At 66.2% G+C, this 22,726-nt stretch carries 23 protein-coding genes; 8 read left to right on the top strand and 15 right to left on the bottom strand.

The annotated features are described in order from the left end of the window. Positions 1 to 756, bottom strand: a complete 756-nt coding sequence (locus ACFPQ5_RS08140) for a DUF72 domain-containing protein (protein ID WP_379753340.1) — start codon at positions 754 to 756, stop codon at positions 1 to 3. A 148-nt stretch (positions 757 to 904) separates the two neighbouring features. Here ACFPQ5_RS08140 and trxC point away from each other — a divergent pair, with 148 nt between their 5' ends. The 3 genes from trxC to ACFPQ5_RS08125 all read left to right on the top strand — a co-directional run bounded on the left by trxC (position 905) and on the right by ACFPQ5_RS08125 (position 2,840). Further along, positions 905 to 1,345, top strand: a complete 441-nt coding sequence (trxC, locus tag ACFPQ5_RS08135; protein WP_379753337.1) for a thioredoxin TrxC — start codon at positions 905 to 907, stop codon at positions 1,343 to 1,345. An 85-nt stretch (positions 1,346 to 1,430) separates the two neighbouring features. Continuing rightward, positions 1,431 to 1,793, top strand: coding sequence for a DUF4870 family protein (locus ACFPQ5_RS08130; RefSeq protein WP_379753334.1), 363 nt, complete (start codon positions 1,431 to 1,433; stop codon positions 1,791 to 1,793). A gap of 87 nt (positions 1,794 to 1,880) precedes the next feature. Continuing rightward, the gene (locus ACFPQ5_RS08125; RefSeq protein WP_379753331.1) at positions 1,881 to 2,840 is read left to right on the top strand and encodes a chemotaxis protein; all 960 of its coding nucleotides are present in this window, start codon (positions 1,881 to 1,883) and stop codon (positions 2,838 to 2,840) included. A 192-nt stretch (positions 2,841 to 3,032) separates the two neighbouring features. On the opposite strand, the gene ACFPQ5_RS08120 is transcribed toward ACFPQ5_RS08125, so the two are convergent. Both ACFPQ5_RS08120 and rimO read right to left on the bottom strand, forming a co-directional pair. Then, on the bottom strand, positions 3,033 to 4,196 hold the full coding sequence (locus tag ACFPQ5_RS08120; protein WP_379753327.1) for a cystathionine beta-lyase: 1,164 nt from the start codon (positions 4,194 to 4,196) through the stop codon (positions 3,033 to 3,035). Between the two features lie 23 nt (positions 4,197 to 4,219). Further along, complete coding sequence (gene rimO, locus ACFPQ5_RS08115; protein WP_379753324.1) at positions 4,220 to 5,635, bottom strand: 30S ribosomal protein S12 methylthiotransferase RimO; 1,416 nt, start codon at positions 5,633 to 5,635, stop codon at positions 4,220 to 4,222. A 192-nt stretch (positions 5,636 to 5,827) separates the two neighbouring features. Here rimO and ACFPQ5_RS08110 point away from each other — a divergent pair, with 192 nt between their 5' ends. Continuing rightward, positions 5,828 to 7,468 carry a methyl-accepting chemotaxis protein gene (locus ACFPQ5_RS08110; protein ID WP_379753321.1) on the top strand — a complete coding sequence of 547 codons (1,641 nt, stop codon included), beginning with the start codon at positions 5,828 to 5,830 and terminating at the stop codon, positions 7,466 to 7,468. Positions 7,469 to 7,641: 173 nt separating this feature from the next. On the opposite strand, the gene phaR is transcribed toward ACFPQ5_RS08110, so the two are convergent. Together phaR and phaC are read right to left on the bottom strand one after the other, a co-directional pair. Next, positions 7,642 to 8,202 (bottom strand): polyhydroxyalkanoate synthesis repressor PhaR, encoded by a 561-nt coding sequence (gene phaR, locus ACFPQ5_RS08105; RefSeq protein ID WP_379753318.1) that lies wholly within the window; start codon positions 8,200 to 8,202, stop codon positions 7,642 to 7,644. 201 nt (positions 8,203 to 8,403) lie between these two features. Beyond that, a complete protein-coding gene (gene phaC, locus ACFPQ5_RS08100; protein ID WP_379753315.1) occupies positions 8,404 to 10,149 on the bottom strand; it encodes a class I poly(R)-hydroxyalkanoic acid synthase in 1,746 nt (581 codons plus the stop codon). A 53-nt stretch (positions 10,150 to 10,202) separates the two neighbouring features. On the opposite strand from phaC, the gene ACFPQ5_RS08095 reads away from it, so the two are divergent. Then, positions 10,203 to 10,550 (top strand): hypothetical protein, encoded by a 348-nt coding sequence (locus ACFPQ5_RS08095; RefSeq protein ID WP_379753311.1) that lies wholly within the window; start codon positions 10,203 to 10,205, stop codon positions 10,548 to 10,550. Between the two features lie 25 nt (positions 10,551 to 10,575). Here ACFPQ5_RS08095 and pgeF read toward each other — a convergent pair whose 3' ends face one another. Both pgeF and ACFPQ5_RS08085 read right to left on the bottom strand, forming a co-directional pair. Beyond that, on the bottom strand, positions 10,576 to 11,352 hold the full coding sequence (gene pgeF / locus ACFPQ5_RS08090; RefSeq protein ID WP_379753308.1) for a peptidoglycan editing factor PgeF: 777 nt from the start codon (positions 11,350 to 11,352) through the stop codon (positions 10,576 to 10,578). Then, a complete protein-coding gene (locus ACFPQ5_RS08085; protein ID WP_379753305.1) occupies positions 11,352 to 12,395 on the bottom strand; it encodes an RluA family pseudouridine synthase in 1,044 nt (347 codons plus the stop codon). Before ACFPQ5_RS08085 ends, pgeF begins: the two co-directional genes overlap by 1 nt. A gap of 64 nt (positions 12,396 to 12,459) precedes the next feature. Here ACFPQ5_RS08085 and ACFPQ5_RS08080 point away from each other — a divergent pair, with 64 nt between their 5' ends. Then, entirely contained in the window at positions 12,460 to 13,299 is an 840-nt protein-coding gene (locus tag ACFPQ5_RS08080; protein ID WP_379753302.1) for an outer membrane protein assembly factor BamD, read from the top strand. A gap of 89 nt (positions 13,300 to 13,388) precedes the next feature. On the opposite strand, the gene yaaA is transcribed toward ACFPQ5_RS08080, so the two are convergent. Further along, entirely contained in the window at positions 13,389 to 14,159 is a 771-nt protein-coding gene (gene yaaA / locus ACFPQ5_RS08075; protein WP_379753300.1) for a peroxide stress protein YaaA, read from the bottom strand. 30 nt (positions 14,160 to 14,189) lie between these two features. Between yaaA and ACFPQ5_RS08070 the strand changes: the two genes are divergently transcribed. Both ACFPQ5_RS08070 and ACFPQ5_RS08065 read left to right on the top strand, forming a co-directional pair. Then, positions 14,190 to 14,645, top strand: coding sequence for a putative toxin-antitoxin system toxin component, PIN family (locus tag ACFPQ5_RS08070; protein ID WP_379753297.1), 456 nt, complete (start codon positions 14,190 to 14,192; stop codon positions 14,643 to 14,645). A 26-nt stretch (positions 14,646 to 14,671) separates the two neighbouring features. Then, positions 14,672 to 15,829 carry a pyridoxal phosphate-dependent aminotransferase gene (locus ACFPQ5_RS08065; protein ID WP_379753294.1) on the top strand — a complete coding sequence of 386 codons (1,158 nt, stop codon included), beginning with the start codon at positions 14,672 to 14,674 and terminating at the stop codon, positions 15,827 to 15,829. A gap of 234 nt (positions 15,830 to 16,063) precedes the next feature. Here the strand turns inward: ACFPQ5_RS08065 and ACFPQ5_RS08060 are convergent, their stop codons facing one another. From ACFPQ5_RS08060 to pilM, 7 genes are read right to left on the bottom strand one after another with little or no spacing between them, the layout of a single operon-like run. Beyond that, entirely contained in the window at positions 16,064 to 17,353 is a 1,290-nt protein-coding gene (locus ACFPQ5_RS08060) for a tetratricopeptide repeat protein (RefSeq protein WP_379753291.1), read from the bottom strand. Between the two features lie 7 nt (positions 17,354 to 17,360). Further along, a complete protein-coding gene (locus ACFPQ5_RS08055) occupies positions 17,361 to 18,251 on the bottom strand; it encodes an ExeA family protein (protein ID WP_379753288.1) in 891 nt (296 codons plus the stop codon). Next, positions 18,251 to 20,026, bottom strand: coding sequence for a pilus (MSHA type) biogenesis protein MshL (gene mshL, locus ACFPQ5_RS08050; RefSeq protein WP_379753285.1), 1,776 nt, complete (start codon positions 20,024 to 20,026; stop codon positions 18,251 to 18,253). Before mshL ends, ACFPQ5_RS08055 begins: the two co-directional genes overlap by 1 nt. A 5-nt stretch (positions 20,027 to 20,031) precedes the next feature. Then, positions 20,032 to 20,430, bottom strand: coding sequence for a hypothetical protein (locus tag ACFPQ5_RS08045; RefSeq protein WP_379753282.1), 399 nt, complete (start codon positions 20,428 to 20,430; stop codon positions 20,032 to 20,034). After that, positions 20,415 to 21,113 (bottom strand): hypothetical protein, encoded by a 699-nt coding sequence (locus ACFPQ5_RS08040; protein ID WP_379753279.1) that lies wholly within the window; start codon positions 21,111 to 21,113, stop codon positions 20,415 to 20,417. Before ACFPQ5_RS08040 ends, ACFPQ5_RS08045 begins: the two co-directional genes overlap by 16 nt. Then, positions 21,110 to 21,757 carry a PilN domain-containing protein gene (locus ACFPQ5_RS08035; protein ID WP_379753276.1) on the bottom strand — a complete coding sequence of 216 codons (648 nt, stop codon included), beginning with the start codon at positions 21,755 to 21,757 and terminating at the stop codon, positions 21,110 to 21,112. Before ACFPQ5_RS08035 ends, ACFPQ5_RS08040 begins: the two co-directional genes overlap by 4 nt. After that, positions 21,754 to 22,695 carry a type IV pilus biogenesis protein PilM gene (gene pilM / locus ACFPQ5_RS08030; protein ID WP_379753273.1) on the bottom strand — a complete coding sequence of 314 codons (942 nt, stop codon included), beginning with the start codon at positions 22,693 to 22,695 and terminating at the stop codon, positions 21,754 to 21,756. The genes ACFPQ5_RS08035 and pilM overlap by 4 nt, the downstream gene beginning before the upstream one ends. Positions 22,696 to 22,726: the final 31 nt, after the last annotated feature.

The raw sequence follows: 22,726 nt of genomic DNA, 5'->3' as shown, positions 1-22,726 counted from the left end.
TCACAGCTGCGGACCGCCGCCCGTCGCGCGCAGCACGTCGAGCGCGTTCGGCACGGCTTCGCCGGCCGCGGTATTGTCGAAGATGCACCAGACCCGGCGCCCGGCCGCGCGGTGTACCTCGAGGTCGCGCACCAGGGCCTCCAGGTACTCCTGCGAGTAGGCCGAATAATAGATGCGCGGCGCGCCGTGCAGGCGCACGTAGATGTCCTCGGTGGTCGGCACGTGCGGCCCGGGCTGGCCGGCGGCCGGGTCGGCGATCACGCGCGTGACTTTCCGTTCGCGCAGCACCTCGGTGGCGATGTCGCTGAACCAGCTCGGATGGCGTCCTTCGCAGGCGACCATGCAGCCGCCGAAGCGGTCCTGCAGCTTCATGAAAAAGTCGCGCACGGTCTCGTCATGGAAGCCCAGTTTCGGCGGCGTCTGCACCAGCAGGCAGCCCAGCTTGTCCTTCAGCTCCTTCACTTCGCCGGCGAAACGCGCGAGCAACCCGTCGATGTCGCGCATCTGCGCATCGTGGGTGATCGCGCGCGGCACCTTGACCGCAAAGCGGAAACCGCTTGGGACGCTCTCGGCCCAGCGCGCATAGGTCTTGGGCTGGTGCGGCTTGTAGAAGGACGAATTGATTTCCACCACCGGGAAGACGGCGGCGTAGCGTTCGAGGTGGCTGCCGCTCGGTGGGAAGGCGGCGGCGGCTTCCTTCGGGATGTTCCAGCCGGCGCAGCCGATCAGCGGTGCAGAATTAATTTGATTGCTCATCGCGCATCTTGCAATTATGTTACGGCGATTCTACGCCGCCCCGGATTGCCAGGTCGCATGCTTGAGCCGGCGTGAAAGCGGACACAGGGCGACGGCCGCCGCGCACCCGACTTACAATGATGCCAACGCATACTTGAAGGAGTGCTTCGTGACCGATTCCATCCACATCGTCTGCCCCGACTGCGAGGCCGTCAACCGCCTGGCCCAGGCGCGCCTGGCCGACAATCCCGTCTGCGGCAAGTGCGCCGCCACCCTGTTTTCCGGCCGGCCGCTCGACGTTACATCCGCCCAGTTCAACAAGCACGTGGCGCGCAACGACATCCCGGTGCTGGTCGACTTCTGGGCCGAATGGTGCGGGCCGTGCAAGATGATGGCGCCCGCCTATGCCCAGGCGGCCAGCCGGCTGGAGCCGCGCGTGCGCCTGCTGAAGGTCGATACCGAGCGCGCGCAGGATCTCTCGAGCCAGTTCGGCATCCGCAGCATCCCGACCCTGGCCCTGTTCCGTGGCGGACGCGAAATCGCGCGCCAGCCCGGGGCCATGGATGCCGGCAACATCGTGGCCTGGGTGCAGTCGAAACTGCAAGCTTAGCGAAAATGCCATAAACGACTGCTACAATGCATGCAAGCGGGGCCGTCCCCGGGTCGTCCACAAGTTGTCCCTTTAGGAGCCATTCATGTCGCAACAACTCGTACTCGACAGCGGAACCGAAGACGCCAAGCAGATGGCGCGCATCCTTTATCTCGTCCATGCCTGCACCTTCTTCTTCTCGCTCGGGATGCTGTCCTTCCTGCCGCTGATCGTCAACTACCTGAAGCGTCCGGAGACCAACGGCACCATCGTCTACAGCCACCATACCTGGATGATCCGCTCGTTCTGGTTCTACGTGCTGTGGATGGTCGTCGGCGGCGTCCTGTTCGCCACCCTGATCGGCATCCCAGTGGCCTGGCTGATCTGGTGCGTCGCGTGGTTATGGAAGGCTTATCGTCTAATCCGTGGTTTTTTGGATCTGAACAGCAACAAAGCCATGCCCATTTGATGCCGGTTTTGCGCAATTCGGTAATTTCGCAGCTAGAATACTTTCCTGATGGCACCACAGTGGTAGCACAACTATTCAGGACGACATATGAAATCGGTTCAGCAGGAAGTCGACGAGCGCAGCAATCTGACGGGCACCAACAAATTCGAGTTGCTGCTGTTCCGTCTCGGCGGCGATGACAACGGCGAGCGTAGCGAGCTCTTCGGTATTAACGTATTCAAGATCCGCGAGATCGTCGCGATGCCGCAGATCACGGCCGTGGCCGGCTCGCCGGCGCACGTGCTGGGCGTGGTCAACCTGCGCGGCCAGATCATCCAGGTGCTCGACCTGCCGGCGATTGCCGGCGTCAAGCCGAAGACCGGCCTGAACATCATGCTGGTCACCGAGTTCGCCCGCACCACCCAGGCCTTCGCAGTCGAGAGCGTGGAAGAGATCGTGCGCCTGGACTGGAGCCAGGTGATGTCGGCCGAGAAGAGCGCCGGCAGCGGCATGGTCACCAGCATCGCGCGCCTTGAAGGCGAGAATGGCGAGCCGGGCCGCCTGGCCCAGGTGCTCGACGTCGAGACCATCCTGCGCAACATGAACCCGGAGTCCGCGCCTGAAATCAGCTCGCAGACCGTGGGCGCGAAGATCCAGATCAAGCCGGGTTCGGTGATCCTGGCGGCCGACGATTCCGTCGTCGCGCGCGCCCTGATCGAGCAGGGCCTGGACGCGATGGGCCTGCCCTTCACCATGACCAAGAGCGGCAAGGAAGCCTGGGACCAGCTGAACACGATCGCCAGCGCGGCCGAGACCGAGGGCAGGAGCGTCTACGACCGCGTCGCGCTGGTGCTGACCGACCTCGAGATGCCGGAGATGGACGGGTTCACGCTGACCCGCAACATCAAGAAGAGCGCGCGCCTGGCGAATTTGCCGGTGGTGATCCACTCCTCGCTGTCGGGGACGACGAACGAGGAACACGTCAAGAATGTCGGTGCGGATGCGTATGTGGCGAAGTTCTCGGCGGAGGATTTGTCGACGACGCTGCGCCGGGTGTTGAAGCAGTAAGTTTGGAATTGAAAGCAAAAACGCCGCGAGGATTCGCGGCGTTTTTGTTTGTGCGTCCAGTTCGCGTTGGTGGATCCGGCGCGGTACGAAACGCGCGGGCATGCCCGCCCTACGTTACACAGCCGCTAACATCGTTTCAATCGATATCGGCGGTGCACCGTAGGGCGGGCATGCCCGCGGATTTTGGCGCGATCAGAGTTTGCCCAACGCCTGTTCGATATCCGCAATCAAATCGTCCGTGTCTTCCAGCCCGATATTGAACCGCACCAGCGTCCCCTTGCCCGCCCAGTTGCGCCGGATCGCCGCCATCCGGTACGGCATCACCAGGCTGTTCGCCCCGCCCCAGCTGTAGCCGAGACCGAACAGTTCGAGCGAATCGACGAAGCGGTCGGTCTGCTCTTCCGTATAACGCTCGTCGAAGATCACCGAGAACAGCCCGCCGGCGCCCGAGAAATCGCGCTTCCACGTCTCGTGCCCCGGACAATCCGCAAACGCCGGGTGCAGCACGCTGACGACTTCCGGACGCGCCTTCAGCCACGCGGCGACGCGCCGCGCCGCCGCATCATGCGCCTCGAAGCGCAGCTTCATGGTCGGCAGCCCGCGCATCACCAGGTAGGCATCGTCCGCGCTCACGCCCAGGCCGAGGCGCATGTGGGCCATGGCCAGCTTGTCGTGCACGGCGCGCTCAACCGTCATGACGGCGCCCATCAGCACGTCCGAGCCGCCCGACTGATACTTGGTCAGCGCCTGCATGATGATGTCGACGCCGAGGTCGAAACCGCGCAGGGCCAGGCCGGCGGACCAGGTGTTGTCCAGCGCGACCAGCACGCCGCGCGCATGCGCCGCGGCGCAGATGGCCGGCAGGTCGGGCACTTCCATCGACACCGAACCCGGCGCCTCGGTCCAGATGAGCTTCGTATTCGGTTGAATGAGGTCGGCGATGCCGGCGCCGATCAGCGGGTCGTAGTAGCGCGCGGTGACGCCGAAGTCGGCGCTCAGCCAGCGGCCCAGTTCGCGGTTCGGGTTGTAGACGTTATCGGGGAGCAGGACGTCGTCGCCGCTTTTCAGCAGCGCGAAGTCGACCATGGCGATCGCCGCCAGGCCCGAGGGCGCCAGCAGGCAGTGCGCGGCGCCCTCGATTTCGGCCAGGCGCGCTTCCAGCGTAAACGTGGTCGGCGTGCCGTGCAGGCCGTAGGTATAGGCGTTCTTTTCTTTCCACTCGCCCGAGCGCATGGCGGCGACGTTCTCGAACAGGACCGTCGAGGCGTGGTGGATGGCGGGCGGGAAGGCGTCGAAGCCCCCAGGCGCCGTGTAGTTCGTGTGAATCAGCGTGGTCTGGAGGGACTTCTTCGTCATGTTCGCGCGTTTTTAGTTGGGAATTAAACCGGGGTGGCCCAGAGGTCGTGGGCGTCGGCTTTGGTGATCACGACGTCGGCGAACTGGCCAACCACCAGCTTGCCCTTGCCCTGGCCCAGCGGACGCTTAATGTGGACGACGCCGTCGATTTCCGGCGCATCGGCAGCCGAGCGGCCGATCGCTTCGCGCGGGCCGACTTCGTCGACCAGCACGCGCAGGGTCTTGCCGACCTTGGCCTGCAGGCGCTTGGCCGAGATCTCTTCCTGCAGCAGCATGACGCGCGCGCGGCGCTCTTCGCGCACTTCTTCCGGCACCGGGTTGGCCAGCTCGTTGGCGGTCGCGCCTTCGACCGGCGAATAGGCGAAGCAGCCGAGGCGGTCGATCTGTGCTTCGCGCAGGAAGTCCAGCAGGTACTCGAACTCGGCCTCGGTCTCGCCCGGGAAGCCGGCGATGAAGGTCGAGCGGATCGTCAGGTCCGGGTTCATCTTGCGCCAGGCCAGGATGCGGTCGAGGTTCTTCTCGCCGCTGGCCGGGCGCTTCATGCGCTTGAGGACGTCCGGATGCGCGTGCTGCATCGGGATGTCGAGGTAAGGCAGCACGTGGCCGTCGCCCATCAGCGGGATCACCTGGTCGACGTGCGGATACGGGTAGACGTAGTGCATGCGCACCCAGGCGTCGTACTGGCGCGCCAGCTGGCCCAGGGCTTCGGTGAGCTGGGTCATGTGGGTCTTGATCGGGCGGCCGTTCCAGAAGCCGGTGCGGAATTTGACGTCGACGCCGTAGGCGCTGGTGTCCTGCGAAATGACGAGCAGTTCCTTCACGCCGGCCTTGAATAGATTCTCGGCTTCGACCAGCACTTCGTGGATCGGACGCGAGACCAGGTCGCCGCGCATCGACGGAATGATGCAGAAGCTGCAGCGGTGGTTGCAGCCTTCGGAAATCTTCAGGTAGGCGTAGTGCTTGGGCGTGAGCTTCACGCCGTGGTCCGGGACCAGGTCGACGAAGGGGTCGTGGGGCTTGGGCAGGTGCAGGTGCACCGACTCCATCACTTCGGTCATCGCGTGCGGACCGGTCACGGCCAGCACCTTCGGGTGCACCTTGGTGATGATGTCCTCGCCCGAGGCGTCCTTCTTCGCGCCCAGGCAGCCGGTGACGATCACTTTACCGTTTTCGGCCAGGGCTTCGCCGATGGCGTCGAGCGACTCCTGCACCGCGGCGTCGATGAAGCCGCAGGTGTTGACGATCACGAGGTCGGCGCCGGCATACGACTTGGCGGTCTGATAGCCTTCCGCGCGCAGCTGGGTCAGGATCTGCTCCGAGTCGACCAGCGCCTTCGGGCAGCCGAGCGAGACGAAGCCGACCTTCGGGGCGACGGCCGGCGCGGCAGCGGCATTCTCTGGATTGGCGGCGGGAGCGGGATTGCGGCGGAGTTCGAGCATGGGCAGGAGGCGACAAGGTAAACGGGCAATCTGCGATTGTACCTGAACGCGGGGCGGAGAGAAAAGCACGGGCCGATTCGGGACTGTGGGTTTCCACAGGTATAGCCGGAGTGTCGTTTTCTGGAAACCACTAGATATTTCCGTGTGGATATACTTTCGAAATTACCGATTTCCTCCTTTCTGATTCTTCCTATGAACATCAACAAGCTCGGCGTCGGACGGCGCCTCGCCCTCGCCTTTTCCGTCATCCTGGCTATCATGGTCGTGCTCGCCGTTCTCAGCCTGGCAAAGATGGCCACCATCCAGAGCAAGCTGGACCGCATCGTCAGCCACGACAACGTCAAGCTCGGCCTGATCATGGACATCCGCCAGTCGGTCATGAACGCGATCCTGAACGGCCGCAACATCGCCCTGATGAGCGACGCCGCCGAGATCGAGGCGGAAAACAAGCGCCTGGCCGCCAACCGCGCGGTGTATGCCGATACCTTCAAAAAGCTGGAAGCGCTGGCGAACACGCCGGCCGAGAAAGCGGCGCTCGACAAGATCACGGCCAGCCGCGCCGCCGCCGTGGACGTCGTCACCAAGATGACCAACCTGGTCAAGGCCGGCGACCGCGAGGGTTCGAACCGCGTGCTGCTGCAGGAACTGCAGCCGCTGCAGGCCAAGACCATCGAGGCGATGGATGCCATGGTTGCGCACGAGGAAGGCCTGGTGAGCGAAGCGGCCGAGGAAGCGGGCGCCGCTCACGCGGCCGCGCGCCTGCAGACCGCGCTCCTGACCCTGGCCGCGCTGGCGATCGGCGCCCTGCTCGCCTGGACCATCACCCGCGGCCTGCTGCGCCAGCTCGGCGGCGAGCCGCTGTATGCGACCACCATTGCCGACCGCATTGCCCAGGGCGACCTGGGCGTGCCGATCGACCTGCGCGCGGGCGACAGCGCCAGCCTGCTGTTCGCCCTGCGCACCATGCGCGACAAGCTGGCCGACCTGGTCGGCCAGGTGCGCGTCGCCACCGACAGCATCGCCCAGGCCTCGAGCGAAGTGGCCGGCGGCAGCGCCGACCTCTCCAGCCGCACCGAAGCCCAGGCCGGCACGCTCGAAGAGACGGCCTCGTCGATGGAAGAACTGACCTCGACCGTGAAGCACAATGCCGACAACGCGGCCCAGGCGAACACCCTGGCGCGCGCGGCCTCCACCGTCGCCGAGCGCGGCGGCAACGTCGTGCTCGAGGTGGTCGGCACCATGGGCGCGATCAACGATTCCTCGAAGAAGATCGTGGACATCATCGGCGTCATCGACGGCATCGCCTTCCAGACCAACATCCTGGCGCTGAACGCGGCCGTGGAAGCGGCACGCGCCGGCGAGCAGGGCCGCGGCTTCGCGGTCGTGGCCTCGGAAGTGCGCAACCTGGCCCAGCGCTCGGCCGCCGCCGCCAAGGAAATCAAGGCCCTGATCGCGGACTCGGTGGACAAGGTCGAAACCGGCAGCAAGCTGGTCGATGAAGCCGGCAGCACCATGCAGGAAATCGTCGGCAGCATCCGCCGGGTTGCCGAGCTGATGGGTGGCATCACCGTGGCCAGCCAGGAACAGACGCGCGGCATCGAGCAGGTGAACGTGGCCCTGATCGAGATGGATGGCGTGACGCAGCAGAACGCGGCCCTGGTCGAGGAAGCGGCCGCGGCGGCGCAGGCGATGCAGCAGCAGGCGGCGCAACTGGCGCGGCTGGTCAGTGTGTTCCAGTTGGGGAATGAGCAGCAGAAGCTGGGGTATGCCGTGTCGGCGCAGCGGCAGCTGACGGCAACAAAGGCGCCAGCAGCCAGCTGGGAAGCGTTTTGATGTAGGGTGGGCGCTCCGTGCCCACCATTGGCGTGCGTCAGGTGGGCACAGGGCGCCCGATGAAACCGTAGGCGAGGTCATTGACCTCGCCTACCCCTACGAACATACCCGTAAGGTGGGCGGGTCCCCCGCCCACGCGGTCGACGGACGCATACACGCCCGTATCGAAACGCTTACTTCTTGTCCGTCGGCGTCGTCGGCGGGAACGGGAAGGCACTGAACAGCACCTTGCTCTGGTTCTGCATCTGCTCCTGCATCTGCATGAACAGGTTCTTGCTCTGGTCGATGTAGTTGTTCATCATGCCCTGCATCATCGGGCCCTGGACGTTCATGAACTGGGTCCACATCTCCGGGCTGAAAGGCTTGCCTTCGAGGGCGCCGGCGGCGTTGCTGGTGAACTTGTTCTGGATGTCGGTAAAGGCCTGGACGTTCTTTTCCAGGTAAGAACCCATCATGCCCTGCATCGCATGGCCGTAGTAGCGGATGATCTGGGCCAGCACGGCGCTCGAGAACATCGGCGCACCGTTCGCTTCCTCTTCCAGGATGATCTGCAGCAGGATGCTGCGGGTCAGGTCCTCACTGGTCTTGGCGTCGACCACCGTGAACTCGTCGGCATCGAGGACCAGCTGTTTCACGTCCGTCAGGGTAATGTAGGAGCTGGTCTGGGTGTCGTACAAACGACGGTTCGGGTATTTCTTGATCAGGCGTTCAGTACTGTTTTTTGCACTACTCATCTCAAGTTCCAATGTTGCGCCCGCCTTGTGGGCGGCGCTGCGAAGATTGTTCAAATTGCCGCATCGGCGAGCCGTGGTCCGTCCTCCAAAAGTTGCCGGACAGGACGAACCGGCTAAAAATACCACGTTCGATGCGCAGGTGCAGCAATTATCGCTTTTGCCACTGAATTTATTTCATGGCAAGTACAACATCGGCTTTCCTCAATCTGCTCTTGCTTTAACAAAACGACCGGGCGCCGGTTCGATCGGCTGGTGCTGCGCGTTGCCGAAGCCGGCCGGCGCCGGCACTTCTTCGCCGCCGTTCTCTTGCAGGAACCTGGCCCACTCCGGCCACCAGCTGCCCTTGTTCTCGCTCGCGCCGGCAAACCATTCGTCCGGCGCACGCGGGCCCTTGCGCGGCGCCTTGTCGTTGACCCAGTAGCTGCGCTTGCCCTTCGAGGCGGGATTGATCACGCCGGCGATGTGGCCCGAGGCGCCCAGCACGAAGCGGTTCGCCTTCGGCTTCTTCGGGTTCAGCAAATTCATCGAGGCGAACGCGGCCGGCCAGGGAACGATGTGGTCTTCCTTCGAGCCGTAGACGAATACCGGCGCATCGATCGCGCCGAGGTCGACCGGCACGCCGCAGACCGTCAGCTGGCCCGGCACTTTCAGCTTGTTCTCGAGATAGGTGTTGCGCAGGTACCAGCAGAACATCGGGCCGGGCAGGTTCGTGCTGTCGGCATTCCAGTACAGCAGGTCGAAGGCCGGCGGCACCTTGCCCTTCAGGTAGTTCTGCTGGACGTAGTTCCAGACCAGGTCGTTCGGGCGCAGGGCCGAGAAGGTGGTCGCCAGGTCGCGGCCCGGCATGATGCCGCCCTTGGCGAGCGCCGCCTCGCGCAGCCCCACCTGGGTCTCGTCGATGAAGACTTCCAGCACGCCGGTGTCCGAAAAATCGAGCAGCGTGGTCAGCAGCGAGAGGCTGGCGGCCGGCTGCTCGTTACGCGCGGCCAGCACGGCCAGGGCGCTGGCGGCGATCGTGCCGCCGACGCAGAAGCCGAACACGTGCACCTTGTCCTGGCCGCTGATGTCACGGGTGATCCTGATCGCCTCGATGGCGCCGCGCTCGACGTAATCGTCCCAGGTGAGGTTGGACATGGTCTTGTCCGGATTGCGCCACGAAACCATGAAGACGGTATTGCCCTGCTCGACCACGTAGCGCACCAGCGAGTTTTCCGGCTGCAGGTCGAGGATGTAGAACTTGTTGATGCAGGGCGGGATCATCAGCAGCGGCCGCGCACGCACGGTCGGGGTGCTTGGCGTGTACTGGATCAGCTGGAACAGCTCGTTCTCGTAGACGACCTGGCCGCTCGCGGTGCCGACGTTGACGCCGACCTCGAAGGCCGACTCGTCGGTCTGGGAGATGCGGCCCTTGCGCAAGTCTTCCAGCATGTTCTGCAAGCCCTTGGTGAGGCTCTCGCCCTTGCTCTCGATGAGCTTGGCCTGGGCTTCCGGGTTCGTCGCCAGGAAGTTGGCGGGCGACATGGCGTCGACCATCTGCTGCACCGTGAAGCGGATCTTCTGGCGCTCGCGCGGACCGGCCTCGACCGCGTCGGCGAGCGCCAGCATGAATTCGCTGTTGAGCAGGTAGGAGGCGGCGGTGATGGCGGCGAAAGGCGTGGCCGTCCATTCGGAGCCGGAGAAGCGTTTGTCGTGCAATTGTGGCGTTTTACCCGACATGAAGTCCTGCCACAGGCTTCCCGCTTTCTGCAGATAATCCTGGCGCAAGGCGTCGAGACGCGCCGGGGCGATACTGACGCCGAAGTCCTTGAACACGCCGGCCAGCGGATTGGCCGCCGCGCTGAGCCCACCGCCCGCCGCCGGCATCTTCATCCATCCCTGCCAGGCCGAGGGATCGGTGAACTGGTTCATCCAGGTGGTGGCGAAAGCTTGTGGGTCGGGCATATTCATGTCGGCGTCCGTTAGAATCGGGTTAATGACTGGCGAGAATCGTGGAGAAAAATATGTGGATCGTTGCAATCGGCTGGAGTTACGTCGTCATCCTGATGGCCGCGACGGAAACCTCGTTCGTCGCCGGGATGATGACTTTTCTCGTGTACTGCATGATACCCCTGTCTATACTTTTTTACCTCACCGGCGGCAAGCGGCGCAGGGCAAAACGTGCCGCCGCCGCGGCGCGGACCGAAGGCGGCCCGGGCGACGGGCTGCCATTCATGCTACCGCACTGGAGCGTGGCGGAAAACACACACATGGCTGAGGGCACCGGCGTGGCGGCCAGTTGCGACAACGGGAGCGACAGCGGCGGAGGCGACGCTTGCGGGGGCGACGGTGGCGGTGGCGGTGGCGACTAAGCAGTATTGATGAATCCGGATGGCGCTACTTGATCCAGATCAAACTTGCCTGCCGTCCGGTCACGCCATCGCGGCGATACGAGTAAAACCGGTCGATTTCCGTCGCCGTGCAATGCATGCCGCCGGACACGCTGGTGACGCCGTCGCGCGCCAGCATGCGCCGCGCCAGCGCGAACATGTCGGCCAGGTATTTGCCGCCCAGCTCGGGACGGCGCTGGAAGGCGAAGCCGACGTCGATGCCCGGCAGCGCCGCGGCGAAGGCGTCATACACATCCTGTCCCACCTCGAAAGCCAGCGGCCCGATGGCCGGGCCCATCCAGGCCGTGATCTCGTCCGCGCCCTGCGCCCGCATGGCGGCCACGGTCTGCCCCAGCACGCCGCCGGCCAGCCCGCGCCAGCCCGCATGGGCGGCGCCCACCACCCTGCCCGCGCGGTCGGCGAACAGCACCGGCAGGCAGTCGGCGGTGAGGATGGCGCACACCAGGCCGGGCGCGCTCGCGATGCTGGCGTCGCCCGTGCGCACCGGCTGGTCGGGACCGACGGTCGCGGCGTCGACCACGGCGGCGCCGTGCACCTGCGCGATCCAGGCCGGACGGCCCGGCAGCAGAGCTTGCAGGCGCGCGCGGTTCGCGTTCACCGCGACCGGGTCGTCGCCGCAGTGCAGGCCGAGATTGAAACCGCCGCCGCCGCGCCCGTCGTCGTAGGGCCCTTGCGAGACGCCGCCGACGCGGGTGGTCGCCAGCGCGCCGATGTTCGGCGGCGCATCCAGCCACTCGGGAATGACGAGGTCGGCGCTGTCCATCAGACCGCGTCCGGCTCGGGGATGCCGGCCTTGGCGATCAGCTCGGCGAAATCGGCCGCCAGCGGCACGACCCATTCGCACTGCTCGCCGGTGGCCGGGTGCACCAGGCCCAGGCGGCGCGCCTGCAGGGCCTGGCGGTGGAATACCGGGCTCAGGTGGGTCTTGCCATAGACCGAGTCGCCGACCAGGCCGAAGCCGATCGACAGCATGTGGACGCGGATCTGGTGGGTGCGCCCGGTCTCGAGGCGGCACTGCACGAGGCTGACCGGACGGCGGTCGAGCATGCCTTCGGCGATGCGCGTGTAATGGGTGATCGCGGGTTTCGCGCCCATGCTGGTCGAGACCGCCATCTTGGTGCGCTCCTTCGGATGGCGTCCCATCGAAGCGTCGATCGTGCCCGACAATTGCGGCGTACCCCAGACCAGGGCAAAGTATTCGCGCTTCACGGTGCGCGCCTGCAGCTGGCGCACAAGATCCGTTTGCGCGGCCAGGGTCTTGCCGACCACCATCAGGCCGCTGGTGTCCTTGTCGAGGCGGTGCACGATGCCGGCGCGCGGCACAGAACCGAGCTGCGGCGCGTGGTGCAGCAGGCCGTTGAGCAGCGTGCCCGACCAGTTGCCGGCGCCCGGGTGCACGACCAGGCCGGCCGGCTTGTTGATCACGAGGATGTGCTCGTCCTCGTAGACGATGTTCAGTTCGATTTCTTCGGGCGCGAAAGCGGTGTCTTCCGGCGCCGGCTGCGGCTGCACGACGATGGTTTCGTCGCCATAGGCCGTGTCCTTGCCGCGCGCGCTCTTGCCGTCGACCTGGATGTGGCCGCCTTCGAACCAGAGTTGCAGGCGGCTGCGCGAGAATTGCGGCACCAGGCCGGCGACGACCTTGTCGAGGCGCTGGCCGCAGGCGGACTCGTCCAGATGCAGGGTGATCGGGGAGAGGTCGATGCCAGTTGGGGCAGCGAATGCAATTTCGTCGGCATCGATTTCATCGTCGAAATCGGGGTCCAGGGGCAAATCCGCCGAATTCGGCGCAGGAGTTAATATCACGTCAGTCCCATCGGCTATAATCAGCCGTTCGTTGAATCTCGGTAAAACTTTTCTGCAAAAAGCTATGCAAAAAAAACTGTTGGTGGTTGCTGCAATGAGTGCCCTCTTGGGTCTGTCGGGCTGCGGGCTCTTGCCCGAGAAAACCGATGAGACCGCAAAGTGGTCAGCGGAGAAATTATACGCTGAGGCACGCGAAGAGATGGCAGGCGCCCATTACGAGGCCGCGATCAAGTTGTTCCAGCGCCTCGAAGCAAACTATCCGTTCGGCACCTACGCCACCCAGGCGCAGATGGAAATCGCCTACGCCCACTACAAGGCCCAGGACCAGGCCGAAGCCCTGGCCGCGGTCGAGCGCTTCATCAAGCTGCACCCGAATCATCCGCAAGTAGACTACATGTACTACCTGCGCGGCCTGGTCAACTTCAACGACCAGATCGGCTTCCTGAGCACGATCTATTCGCAGGACCCGACCGAGCGCGACCCGAAAGCGACGCGCGAAGCCTTCGCCGCCTTCAAGACCCTGGTCGACAAGTTCCCGAACAGCAAATACACGCCGGACGCGATCGCCCGCCTGAACTACCTGATCAATGCGATGGCGGCCTATGAAGTGCACGTGGCGAACTACTACTACCGCCGCGGCGCCTACCTCGCCGCCCTCAACCGTGCGCAAGGCGCCGTCACCGACTACGCCGACGCCCCGGCGCGCGAAGAGGCGCTGTTCATCATGATGCGCAGCTACGACAAGCTCGGCATGCTGCCGCTGCGCGACGACGCCCAGCGCGTGTTCACGCTGAACTATCCAAACAGCCGTTTCCTGAACGCGAATGCGGGTGGCGAGGCGCCGTGGTGGAAGTTCTGGTCGAAGTCGGGTCCGCGCCCGGCGCCGAAGGATGCGCTGAAATAAATTGTAGGGTGGGCGCCCCGTGCCCACCGCTTTTCGATTGCGGCCAACACTGCTCAACCGTTGCGTGGGCACGGGGCGCCCACCCTACCTCACTCTGTAATTTTTCGACGGAACAGCCAGCTGGTCCCGGTCGATCCTTCGGCCACGAATCCATAGCCGTCGACGTCGAAGTCCTTCAGGGCTTGCGGATCGGTAATCCCCTTCTCGATCGCATAGCGCGCCATCATCCCGCGCGCGCGCTTGGCGTAGAACGAGATGATCTTGTACTTGCCGTTCTTCCAGTCCTCGAACACCGGCGTGATCACCGGCACGGTCAGCAGCTTCGGCTTGACCGACTTGAAGTACTCTTCCGACGCCAGGTTCACCAGCGCCGTCGAACCGGTGGCCGCCAGCTCGGCATTCAGTGCCTGGCTGATGGTCTCGCCCCAGAAGGCATACAAGTCCTTGCCGGCAGGCGTGGCCAGCTTCGTGCCCATTTCCAGCCGGTAAGGGTGCATCATGTCGAGCGGGCGCAGCAGGCCGTACAGGCCCGACAGGATGCGCAGGTGGCGCTGGGCGAAATCGATGGCCGGTGGCGCCAGGCTGCGCGCGTCGAGGCCGGCGTAGACGTCGCCGTTAAAGGCCATCATCGCCTGGTAGCCGTCGGCGTGGTCAAGCGTCCAGCTGGCGTAGCGCGCCACGTTCAGGGTCGAGAGCTGGTCGGAAATGTGCATCAGGTCGCCGACCTGGCCGGGCGAGAGGTCGCGCAGCACGCCGATCAGTTGCGCGGCGCGCCCCGTGAAATCGGGCAGCGTGTGATGGGCGGTCGGGGACGGGGTATCGAGGTCGAGGGATTTGGCGGGCGATAAGACAATCAGCATACAAACACAAAAGCAATTAAGATTTCCGACATGATACCCGCTCCAGCCCAAGCCATCGTCATCGACACCAATGTCTGCCTCGACCTGTTCGTTTTCCGCGACCCGCGCTGGGCGCCGCTGCTGGCCGCCCTGGAGGACGGCGCGGTGCGCGCCGTGACGCGCGCCGACTGCCGCGACGAATACCGGATCGTCCTGCACTACCCGCACCTGCCGCTCGACGAGGACAGCCGCGCCCAGGCCGCGGCGCGCTTCGATGCCTTGATCGAGGTCGTCGCACCGGACAGCAAACCGATCCGCCTGCCCGTCTGCACCGACCGCGACGACCAGAAATTCCTCGAGATCGCGCGTGACGCGAATGCCGCGATCCTGATCACCAAGGACAAGGCGCTCTTGAAGCTCGGACGCAAGACCCTGCAGGGCGGCCTGTTCCGGATCATGCTGCCCGAGGCCTGGGTCAAGCTGCAGGCCGCGCCCGCGCTAGAATGAATCCATCCCAAACTCGACCATCACCCATGAGCACCCCTGCCCTGCAATCGCGCCTGCCGCAAGTAGGCACCACCATCTTTTCCACCATGTCGGCGCTGGCCGCCCAACACGGCGCAGTCAACCTCGGCCAGGGCTTCCCCGATTTCGGCTGCGACCCGCGCCTGGTCGACGCCGTCAACGAGGCCATGCGCGCCGGCCAGAACCAGTATCCCTTGATGACCGGCGTGCCGGCCCTGCGCGAGGCGATCGCGGCCAAGATCGAGACGCTCTATGGCCGGCGCTACGATGCGGCAACCGAGATCACCGTCACCGCCGGCGCCACCCAGGCCCTCACCACGGCCATCCTGTGCTGCGTGCATCCGGGCGACGAGGCCATCGTCATCGAACCGGCCTACGACAGCTACGCGCCGGCGATCGTGCTGGCCGGCGGCACGGTGGTGCCCCTGGAGATGGAAGTGGGCGCCCAGGGCTACAGCGTGCCCTGGGCGAAGGTGGCGGCCGCCGTCACGCCGCGCACGCGCCTGATCGTCATCAATTCGCCGCACAACCCGACCGGTTCCATCCTGCGCCGCGCCGATCTCGACGCGCTCGCGAGCATCGTCGAGGACACCGGCATCCTGGTGCTGTCCGACGAAGTCTACGAGCACATGGTCTACGACGGCGAGCGGTACCAGTCGGTGGCTTCTCACCCCGTGCTGGCAGAGCGGTCCTTTGTCGTTTCGAGCTTCGGCAAGACCTATCACGTCACGGGATGGAAGGTCGGCTACGTGGCCGCGCCCGCGGCCCTCTCGGCGGAATTCCGGAAGGTCCATCAGTACAACGTGTTCACGGTGAATACGCCGATGCAGCACGGGCTGGCGGCGTACATGCGCGATCCGGCGCCTTATCTCGGGCTGTCGGGTTTCTACCAGCACAAGCGCGACCTGTTCAGGGCCGGGCTGGCAGGTACGCGGCTGCAGCTGCTGCCCGCAGATGGGACGTATTTCCAGTGCGTGGATTACCGGGCGGTCTCGAGCCTGCCGGAAGCGGAGTTTGCGCAGTGGCTGACGACCGAATTGAAGGTGGCGGCGATTCCGGTGTCGGCGTTCTACAGTAGCGGGCGGGAGTCGGGGATTGTGCGGTTCTGCTTTGCGAAGGAAGATGCGACGCTGCGCCTGGCGCTGGAGCGCTTGGCGGCGATCTGATACCGGCGGCTTGCACACGGCTGGTGGGCTCGGGGCGCCCGGTGAACCCGCCATGAAGGCCATTGGCCTCCATGGCCCCTACGCGAATCAACGGCATTTGTAGGGTGGGCACTCTGTGCCCACGCGGTACAGCGTGTCCATTACGAGATAATTTGCGATCGACAGGCGGCCGACGCGGGCCACCGTACACGTTCGTAACGCGTGGGCACGGAGTGCCCACCCTACGCAGATCCGTTACCGCCCGACCTGCGCAAGGCGGCGTTCGACGAAGGCCTGCAGCTCCGGCGACAAAGTGCCCAGCGCCTTCGCCTGGCGGAAGGCCTCCAGCGCCTCCCCATTGCGCTTGTCCCCCTGCAGCGCCATCCCCAGCCCCATCCACCACACCGCATTGTTCGGCGCCGAGCGCAGCGCCGTCTGGTACTGGTCGGCCGCTTCGCGGAAGCGGTTCTGGCGCTGCAGCGCGCCGCCCAGGAAGGCGTGGTACTCGCCGTTGCCGCCGGCGTAAGGCAGGGTGCGCAGCAGCGCTTCGATGCCGCTCTTGCCGCGTTCGATCTGCAGGCGTGCCAGCAGCATCGCCAGCGCCGGCTGGCGCGGGTCCAGCGTCAGGGCCTGCTGCAGCTGGGTCATGGCCTCGTCGCCGCGGTTGTTCTCGATCAGCAGGCTGACCAGGGTCTGGCGCGCCGCCTCGTGGCGCGGGCTGATGCGCAGCGCGGCCTGCAGGCCGGCCATCGCTTCGCTGACGCGGCCTTCCTGCATCGCCGCCAGCGCGCGCCGGTAGGCGTTTTCGGCGCCTTGCGTGTCGGTTTCGCTGCGGCCCTGGGCGGCGCCGGCCGGCGATGGCGCAGGCGCCGCCGCGACCGGCAAGCCGCCGGCCTCCATCTCCTTGCGCTGCAGCGCGGCCAGCCAGCGCGTCTCCTGCCGGGTCTTCTCCGCCGCCCGCGCCTGCTCCTCGCGCAGCCGGCGCTCGGCCTCGCCGCGCTCGCCCGGCGGCAGCCCCGCCAGCCGGACTTCCTCGGCCGCCCAGCGCTTCTCGAGCCGCTCCTGCTCGGCGCGTGCGCGCGCGCTGGCAACGGCATACGAAGTGGTCGAGGCGGTACTTTGCTTTTCCGGTGCGGCCGGCTTCGGCGCCGGCGGTGCGGGCTGCTCCTTGACCGTGGCCGCAGGCTTGCGCGGCGCAGAGGCGACCGGCTCTGGGTCCGGCTGAGCAGCCGCGGGCGGCGTGGCCGGCTGCTGCGTGGGCGCGGGCGCAGCCGGCGGCGCCACCTCGGCCACCGTCACCGGCGCAGCGGGAACAGCCTCCGCCACGGGCGGCGCCGGCTGTTCGTCGTAGGTCTTGCCCTTCAGCGGAAAAATGATCCAGGCCGCCGCGCCGAGCGCGAGCACCACGCCGCCGGCGATCGCGGCGATGCGGCCCACCGGCAGGCGGCGTTCGACGCCGACCGTCTTGATCTCGGGCGGCACGCCGCCGGCGCGCGTGGTGCCGCGCGCGTCGAGGTCCTGCAGCATCTTGTTAATCAGGCTCATCGCGATCTCATCGTGTGAGGGTCCATGCCAGGGAGGCCGCCATGCCGGCCAGGGCGCCCGCGCCCGCCAGCCATGGCCACAGGCGGCGCTTGCGCCCGACGGTATCGAGCGCGGCGCCCTTCACGTGGGCCGCGCCGACCTGCTGCCTGCCTTCGCCATAGCATAGCATCAGCGCCTTGTGCGCCAGGATGTTCACCAGGCGCGGGATGCCGCCGCTGGCGCGGTACAGGCCCTTCACGGCGGCTGGCGTGAACAGGCGCGCGCCCGTGTAGCCGGCCACGCGCAGCCGGTGCGCCAGGTAGAAATCGAGGTCGTCCGGCGACAGCGGTCCGAGATGATAGTGGAAGGTGATGCGCTGCGCCAGCTGGCGGATCGCGTCCAGTTCCAGCTTGCGGTTCAGTTCCGGCTGCCCGAACAGGACGATCTGCAGCAGCTTGCGCTTTTCCGTTTCCAGGTTGGTCAGGAGGCGCAGCGCTTCCAGGCTCTCCACCGGCATCGCCTGTGCCTCGTCGATGCAGAGCACGACGCGCTTGCCCTGGCGCGCCAGGTCGAGCAGGCGCTGCATGAGCGATTTGAGCAGGCGGTGCTGGTCGACCTGGCGCTCGAGCGGCACCTCGAGTTCGTCGGCCAGCGCCAGCATCAGCGTGCGCGCTTCCAGGAAGGGATTCGGGATGTAGGCGGTGACGAAGTCCTCGCCCAGGGTCGCCATGAACTTGCGGCACAGGAGGGTCTTGCCGGTGCCGACCTCGCCCGTGATCTTGATGAAGCCTTCGCCGCTGCGCGCGGCGATCAGCAGGGTATTGAGCGCTTCCTGCGAGCGCGGACTGCCGAAAAAGAAGCTCGTGTCCGGGGTGATCCCGAACGGCAGTTCGCGCAAGCCGAAATGCGCCGCGTACATTACTTGCGCTCCAGCGAGCGTGGGTCCAGGGTATCGATGCGGCGCGAAGTGTCGAGCAGGTCTTGGCTCCAGTTGCTGGCGCTGTCGACGATGGTCGGCTTGATCAGGACCACCAGCTCGCGCTTCTGCGCGACCCGGTTCTTGTTGCGAAACAGCGCGCCCAGCACCGGCACCTTGCCCGCGCCCGGCAGCTGGCTGGTGTCGTCGGTCGCGGCCTGGCGCATCAGGCCGCCCACGGCCACCACCTGGCCATCCTGGCCGCGGACAATACTGTCCAGTTCCGAGGTCGAGGACGCGGCCAGCGGCAGCGTCAGCGAACCGGCCGCACCGAGGTCGATGCCCTTGGTGATCGTCGTCACCTGGCTCACCGAGGGGTGCACGTGCAGCAGGATGTTGCCCTTCTCGTCGATCTGCGGCGTCACGTCCAGCACCACGCCCGAGAAGAAGGGCTGCAGGGTCACGCTCGGCGTCGTGGTGTTGCCGGTGGCGCTGGTATTGGTGGTGGTCGTCACGCCGGTCACATAGAACTCGTCGGTGCCGATCTTCAGCACCGCCTTCTGGTTGTTGACGGCGGCCACGCGCGGGCTGGACAGCACGTGCACCGTGCCCTGCTGCTCCAGCAGGGAGATCAGGGCCGCGAAGTTATTCGTCTGGAAGGCGAAGCCGAACAGGGAGCCGGCCGCATTCGCCGCGTTCGAGAGCGAGAAGCCGGTGCTGGCCGAGAGGCCGCTGCCGTTGTTGATCGCGGGCGGCTGGCCGCCGTTGAAAGGCAGCGGCTGCAGCGAGGCGCCCGGCGCGATCATGCCGGTGGCGACGCGGTTGTTGCGCGAGCTGCCGATCGACGAGAAGCTGGCCCAGTTGATCCCGCTCTGGAACTGTTCGTTCAGCTCCACTTCCAGGATCTTCGCTTCCAGGATCACCTGGCGGTCCACCGACAACTGGGTCGCCTTCAGGTACATGTCGACGCTGCGCAGTTCGTCCGGCATGGCGCGGATCACCAGCACGCCCGATTGCGGACTGACGACGACGCTGCGCCCGCCCTCCTTCGAGCCGACGATGGCTTCGATGGCCGCCTTCAGCTCGCCCCAGAAGTCGCTCTCGGACAGCATGTTGACGTCGGTGCTGGCAACCTGGGTCGCGTTCAGGCCGTTCTGGCTGCCGTTGTTCTGGTTGTTCGGGTTCTGGTTCGGCTGATTGCCCGACTGGCCCTGGTTGCTGCCGTTGTTGCTGTTGCCGGCGTTCGCGACCGAGGTCGAGGACACGCGCAGGTTCGAGGAACCGCGCCGGTTGCCGACCAGGTAGTTCACGTGGAACATGCGGGTCTGCATGGTCAGCGGACGGATCGTGATGCGGCTGCCGTCGATCTTGTAGTCGTAGCCGTACATCTCGCGGATGGCTTCGAGCGTCTCCTGCAGCGTCACGTCCCTCAGGTTGGCGCTGATGTTGCCGCTCACCTCGGGGTGCACCAGCATGTTGTAGCGGGTGCCGGCCACGATCGAGCGGAAGAACTGCTGCGCCGGGACGTTGTTGAAGGCGACGTTGAAGCGCTCTTCCAGCGCCGGACGCGCCTTCGGCAATTCCCTGGCCAGCGCGGCGGCCGGCGGCAGCAGGGCGTTGGCGACGGCGTCGTCGGCCGGCGCGGCGCCGCGGTTGGCGGCGCTGGCGCTGGCCACCTCGCGCTTGATGGTGTCGTAGGTCTGGTGCGGCGGCGTGCTCTGGCAAGCGGCCAGGAAGCTCAATGAAGCCAGCGCGGCCAGGGTGGAAGCGTGTCGCATGGATGTCATTCCCGGTCCTTCGTGTTGTCTCGTACCCGCTCGATGGCGCCGCCATGGGTCGCCGGGGCCGCGTTCAGTTTCAGGACCTGGCGCGTGCGTCCGCGTACCAGCTCCACCTCGTTCTGTTCGATGCGCGCCACGCGCGCGCCACGAAAGCTGTCGCCCAGGCGCACGGTCTCGCCGTCGATCACGGCCACGTGGCGCCCGCCCGGCTGGCGCGCGATCAGCACCGACTGCAGCTGCGGCGCGCGGTTGACCGGGGCCCCGGCCGCCAGATCGCCGCCGCCCTGCCCCGCCAGCATGGACGCCGGCGGACGCGTCGGATCCTGCAGCGCCTGGGCCGCGGCCAGGTTCGCGCTCGCCAGCAGCAGGCAGAAGACGGCGCGCTTCACAGCTTCATCCATTTCGCATCCAGGCTCAGGGTGTACAGGGTCAGCGTCAGGCGCGAGGCCGGCCAGGTTTCCGCTTCGAGGCGGGCGCCGCCCCAGAACAGCTGGGTCGGCATGGCTTCGAGCGCGGCCATGTAGCCGATCATGTCGAGGTAGTTGCCGCGCACCGTGACTTCGACGCCGTGGCGGTACAGCAGCGCGGCCGGTTTCGCCGCGTCCGCCGAGGCCGCGGACGGCGCGGCGGCGGGGACGGCCTGCGGCTTGGCGCCGCCCATCACCGGCTCCGTCGCCAGCGTGCGCAGCGACACCAGCTGCAGACGGCCGTTGGCGCGCAGGATGCTTTCCACCAGCGGCGCCATGCGCTCGGGCGCGACCAGGCCCTTCTGCATCGCGCGCAGGTTCAGGGCCAGCGAGTCGAGCTGGGCGCGCGCGGCGGCGATCTTCTCGCGCGTCGGCGCATCCGGGTCGGCCTGGAATGCCTGCACCTTGTCGCGGATCTCGTTGTCGATGCCTTCCAGGTTGTTCTGCTGCTGGACGATCTGGGTGCGCAGCAGCTCCTGCTTCGCGAGCATCGGCCCCAGGCTGAAGAAGTGCATCAGGAACAGGTAAGCGGCGCCGATCGCCGCGAACAGCAGCACCCGCTCGCGCAGGGTCAGGGCGTCGATGCGGGTGGCCAGGCGCAGCAGCCTTTCCTTCATGGCTTGACTCCTTCCGGGGCCGACAGCAGGCTGAATTCGACATACGGCGCGGCCTGCGCGACCGTCTTGCCGTTCTCGTCGAGGCGGGTCGCGCCCACGCCCTGGCTGATCGACAGGCTGCCGAAGGACTTGCCGCGCATGACCGGTTCGCTCGTCAGGCGGTTCAGGTAGCCGGGCACGCGCTGCGGATCGAGGGCGCGTCCGCGCACGCCGATGTCGACGCCGGCGCCGGCGATGCTCACGCCCGTCAGCCAGAGGCCGTCGACGTGCTGGCGCGCCAGCGCGCGGAAGTATTCGGCATAGCCCTGGGTGTTGCCGAGTTCCCCGCGTTCGAGCACGCCGGAGACCTCGCGCAAGGCCGCCAGCTGGCCCTCCACTTCGGCCAGCTCGGCCTCCACCGCCGCGCTCTTCTGGCGCGGCGCGAATTCCTTGCCGACGTTGGTCAGGCGCGCCTGCTTCTGGTTCAGCTGGGCCGCGCCGGCATCGGCTTCCTTCTGCAGCGCCTCCAGGCGCAGCCTGCCGTAGGCGTCGAGCGCGGCCACGCCGATGAACAGCACCAGCAGCGCCGCGCCCATGGTGCGCGCCGAGAACAGCTTCTTCTGCTGCAGGAATACCGGATTGAAGAGGTTGATCTGCTGGCTCACAGCACCGTCTCCTCGTGGCGCAGGGCGGCGCCGAGGGGCACCAGGAAACGCTGCTGCAGGCGCGCGTCGAGCAGTTCGGGCGCGCGCTCGAAGTCGAACAGGCTGGCCAGGTCGAGCGTATCGACCGGCGTGTACAGGTTGCTCGACAGGTATTCGTCCAGGCCCGAGACCTGCGAAGGCGCCAGCACCAGCTTGGCCACGCTGATGAAGGAATACTGGCGCTCGAAGTTGTCGAGCGAGCGCTGCAGTTCGAGCGTGACGCGATCGAAAGCGGCGTTGCGGCGGTCGATGTCCTCGTCGAGCAGCGCCTCTAGCTGGATGTCGATGCGGCGCGTCAGGTACAGTTCGGCGCGGTAGGACACGGTCAGCAGGCCGCCCTCCTCGCCGAAGGAAAGCATCGCCACGCCGCGGCCCGCCGGCTCGACCAGGGCCGAGATGTTCCGCTGCGCCATCTCGGGGATGTCGATCACGGCCAGGTCGACCTTCGCCGAGGTAAACAGCTTTTGCCGGGTCTCGATCACGCTGTTGCGCGCGGCGATCGCGAACATCGAATGCTGGGCGCGCACGGCGGCGTTGGGGTCGACCGGCAGGTCGAGCACGTCGATGGTGGCGTCGTCGATGTGGAAGTCGAGGATGTCCTTCAGGCGCCAGCGCACCGCGGTCTTGAGTTCGTCGGGGGCGACATTCGGCGCGTCGACCGAGACGATCTGGTATTCGCCGCCGTTCAGGATCGTGATCGCGCGGTAGGCATGGGCATGCAGTTCGCGTCCCGCCTTTTCCAGCAGCTGCGCGGGGTTCGTGCCCGGATAGAAGACGGCCTGGCGCACCTGCGGCTTGATGTCGGGCGCGGTCTGCATGCTGACGGCGGCCAGCCCATCGCGTTGCAGCGCAATGGCGAGCCAGCCTTCCCTTTTCTTTGCTTTTCTAAAAAAACGCATGCGGACCGTTGTCGATGTGGAGCGATCTCTG

This window comes from Massilia suwonensis, assembly GCF_042655665.1.
GTDB lineage: Bacteria > Pseudomonadota > Gammaproteobacteria > Burkholderiales > Burkholderiaceae_D > Telluria > Telluria suwonensis.
The sequence above is the reverse complement of the archived record's forward strand: the minus strand, read 5'-3'. Positions and strand labels throughout refer to the sequence as shown.

Excerpts from the sequence above, each read along its gene's own strand:
- ACFPQ5_RS08110 (WP_379753321.1), top strand. The coding sequence starts at position 5,828 with ATGAACATCAACAAGCTCGGCGTCGGACGGCGCCTCGCCCTCGCCTTT.
- yaaA (WP_379753300.1), bottom strand. The coding sequence starts at position 14,159 with ATGCTGATTGTCTTATCGCCCGCCAAATCCCTCGACCTCGATACCCCG.
- ACFPQ5_RS08065 (WP_379753294.1), top strand. The coding sequence starts at position 14,672 with ATGAGCACCCCTGCCCTGCAATCGCGCCTGCCGCAAGTAGGCACCACC.
- ACFPQ5_RS08045 (WP_379753282.1), bottom strand. The coding sequence starts at position 20,430 with ATGGATGAAGCTGTGAAGCGCGCCGTCTTCTGCCTGCTGCTGGCGAGC.
- ACFPQ5_RS08040 (WP_379753279.1), bottom strand. The coding sequence starts at position 21,113 with ATGAAGGAAAGGCTGCTGCGCCTGGCCACCCGCATCGACGCCCTGACC.
- ACFPQ5_RS08060 (WP_379753291.1), bottom strand. The coding sequence starts at position 17,353 with ATGAGCCTGATTAACAAGATGCTGCAGGACCTCGACGCGCGCGGCACC.
- pgeF (WP_379753308.1), bottom strand. The coding sequence starts at position 11,352 with ATGGACAGCGCCGACCTCGTCATTCCCGAGTGGCTGGATGCGCCGCCG.
- phaR (WP_379753318.1), bottom strand. The coding sequence starts at position 8,202 with ATGAGTAGTGCAAAAAACAGTACTGAACGCCTGATCAAGAAATACCCG.
- rimO (WP_379753324.1), bottom strand. The coding sequence starts at position 5,635 with ATGCTCGAACTCCGCCGCAATCCCGCTCCCGCCGCCAATCCAGAGAAT.
- ACFPQ5_RS08120 (WP_379753327.1), bottom strand. The coding sequence starts at position 4,196 with ATGACGAAGAAGTCCCTCCAGACCACGCTGATTCACACGAACTACACG.
- ACFPQ5_RS08055 (WP_379753288.1), bottom strand. The coding sequence starts at position 18,251 with ATGTACGCGGCGCATTTCGGCTTGCGCGAACTGCCGTTCGGGATCACC.
- ACFPQ5_RS08125 (WP_379753331.1), top strand. The coding sequence starts at position 1,881 with ATGAAATCGGTTCAGCAGGAAGTCGACGAGCGCAGCAATCTGACGGGC.
- phaC (WP_379753315.1), bottom strand. The coding sequence starts at position 10,149 with ATGAATATGCCCGACCCACAAGCTTTCGCCACCACCTGGATGAACCAG.
- pilM (WP_379753273.1), bottom strand. The coding sequence starts at position 22,695 with ATGCGTTTTTTTAGAAAAGCAAAGAAAAGGGAAGGCTGGCTCGCCATT.
- ACFPQ5_RS08140 (WP_379753340.1), bottom strand. The coding sequence starts at position 756 with ATGAGCAATCAAATTAATTCTGCACCGCTGATCGGCTGCGCCGGCTGG.
- mshL (WP_379753285.1), bottom strand. The coding sequence starts at position 20,026 with ATGCGACACGCTTCCACCCTGGCCGCGCTGGCTTCATTGAGCTTCCTG.
- ACFPQ5_RS08070 (WP_379753297.1), top strand. The coding sequence starts at position 14,190 with ATGATACCCGCTCCAGCCCAAGCCATCGTCATCGACACCAATGTCTGC.
- ACFPQ5_RS08130 (WP_379753334.1), top strand. The coding sequence starts at position 1,431 with ATGTCGCAACAACTCGTACTCGACAGCGGAACCGAAGACGCCAAGCAG.
- ACFPQ5_RS08080 (WP_379753302.1), top strand. The coding sequence starts at position 12,460 with ATGCAAAAAAAACTGTTGGTGGTTGCTGCAATGAGTGCCCTCTTGGGT.
- ACFPQ5_RS08095 (WP_379753311.1), top strand. The coding sequence starts at position 10,203 with ATGTGGATCGTTGCAATCGGCTGGAGTTACGTCGTCATCCTGATGGCC.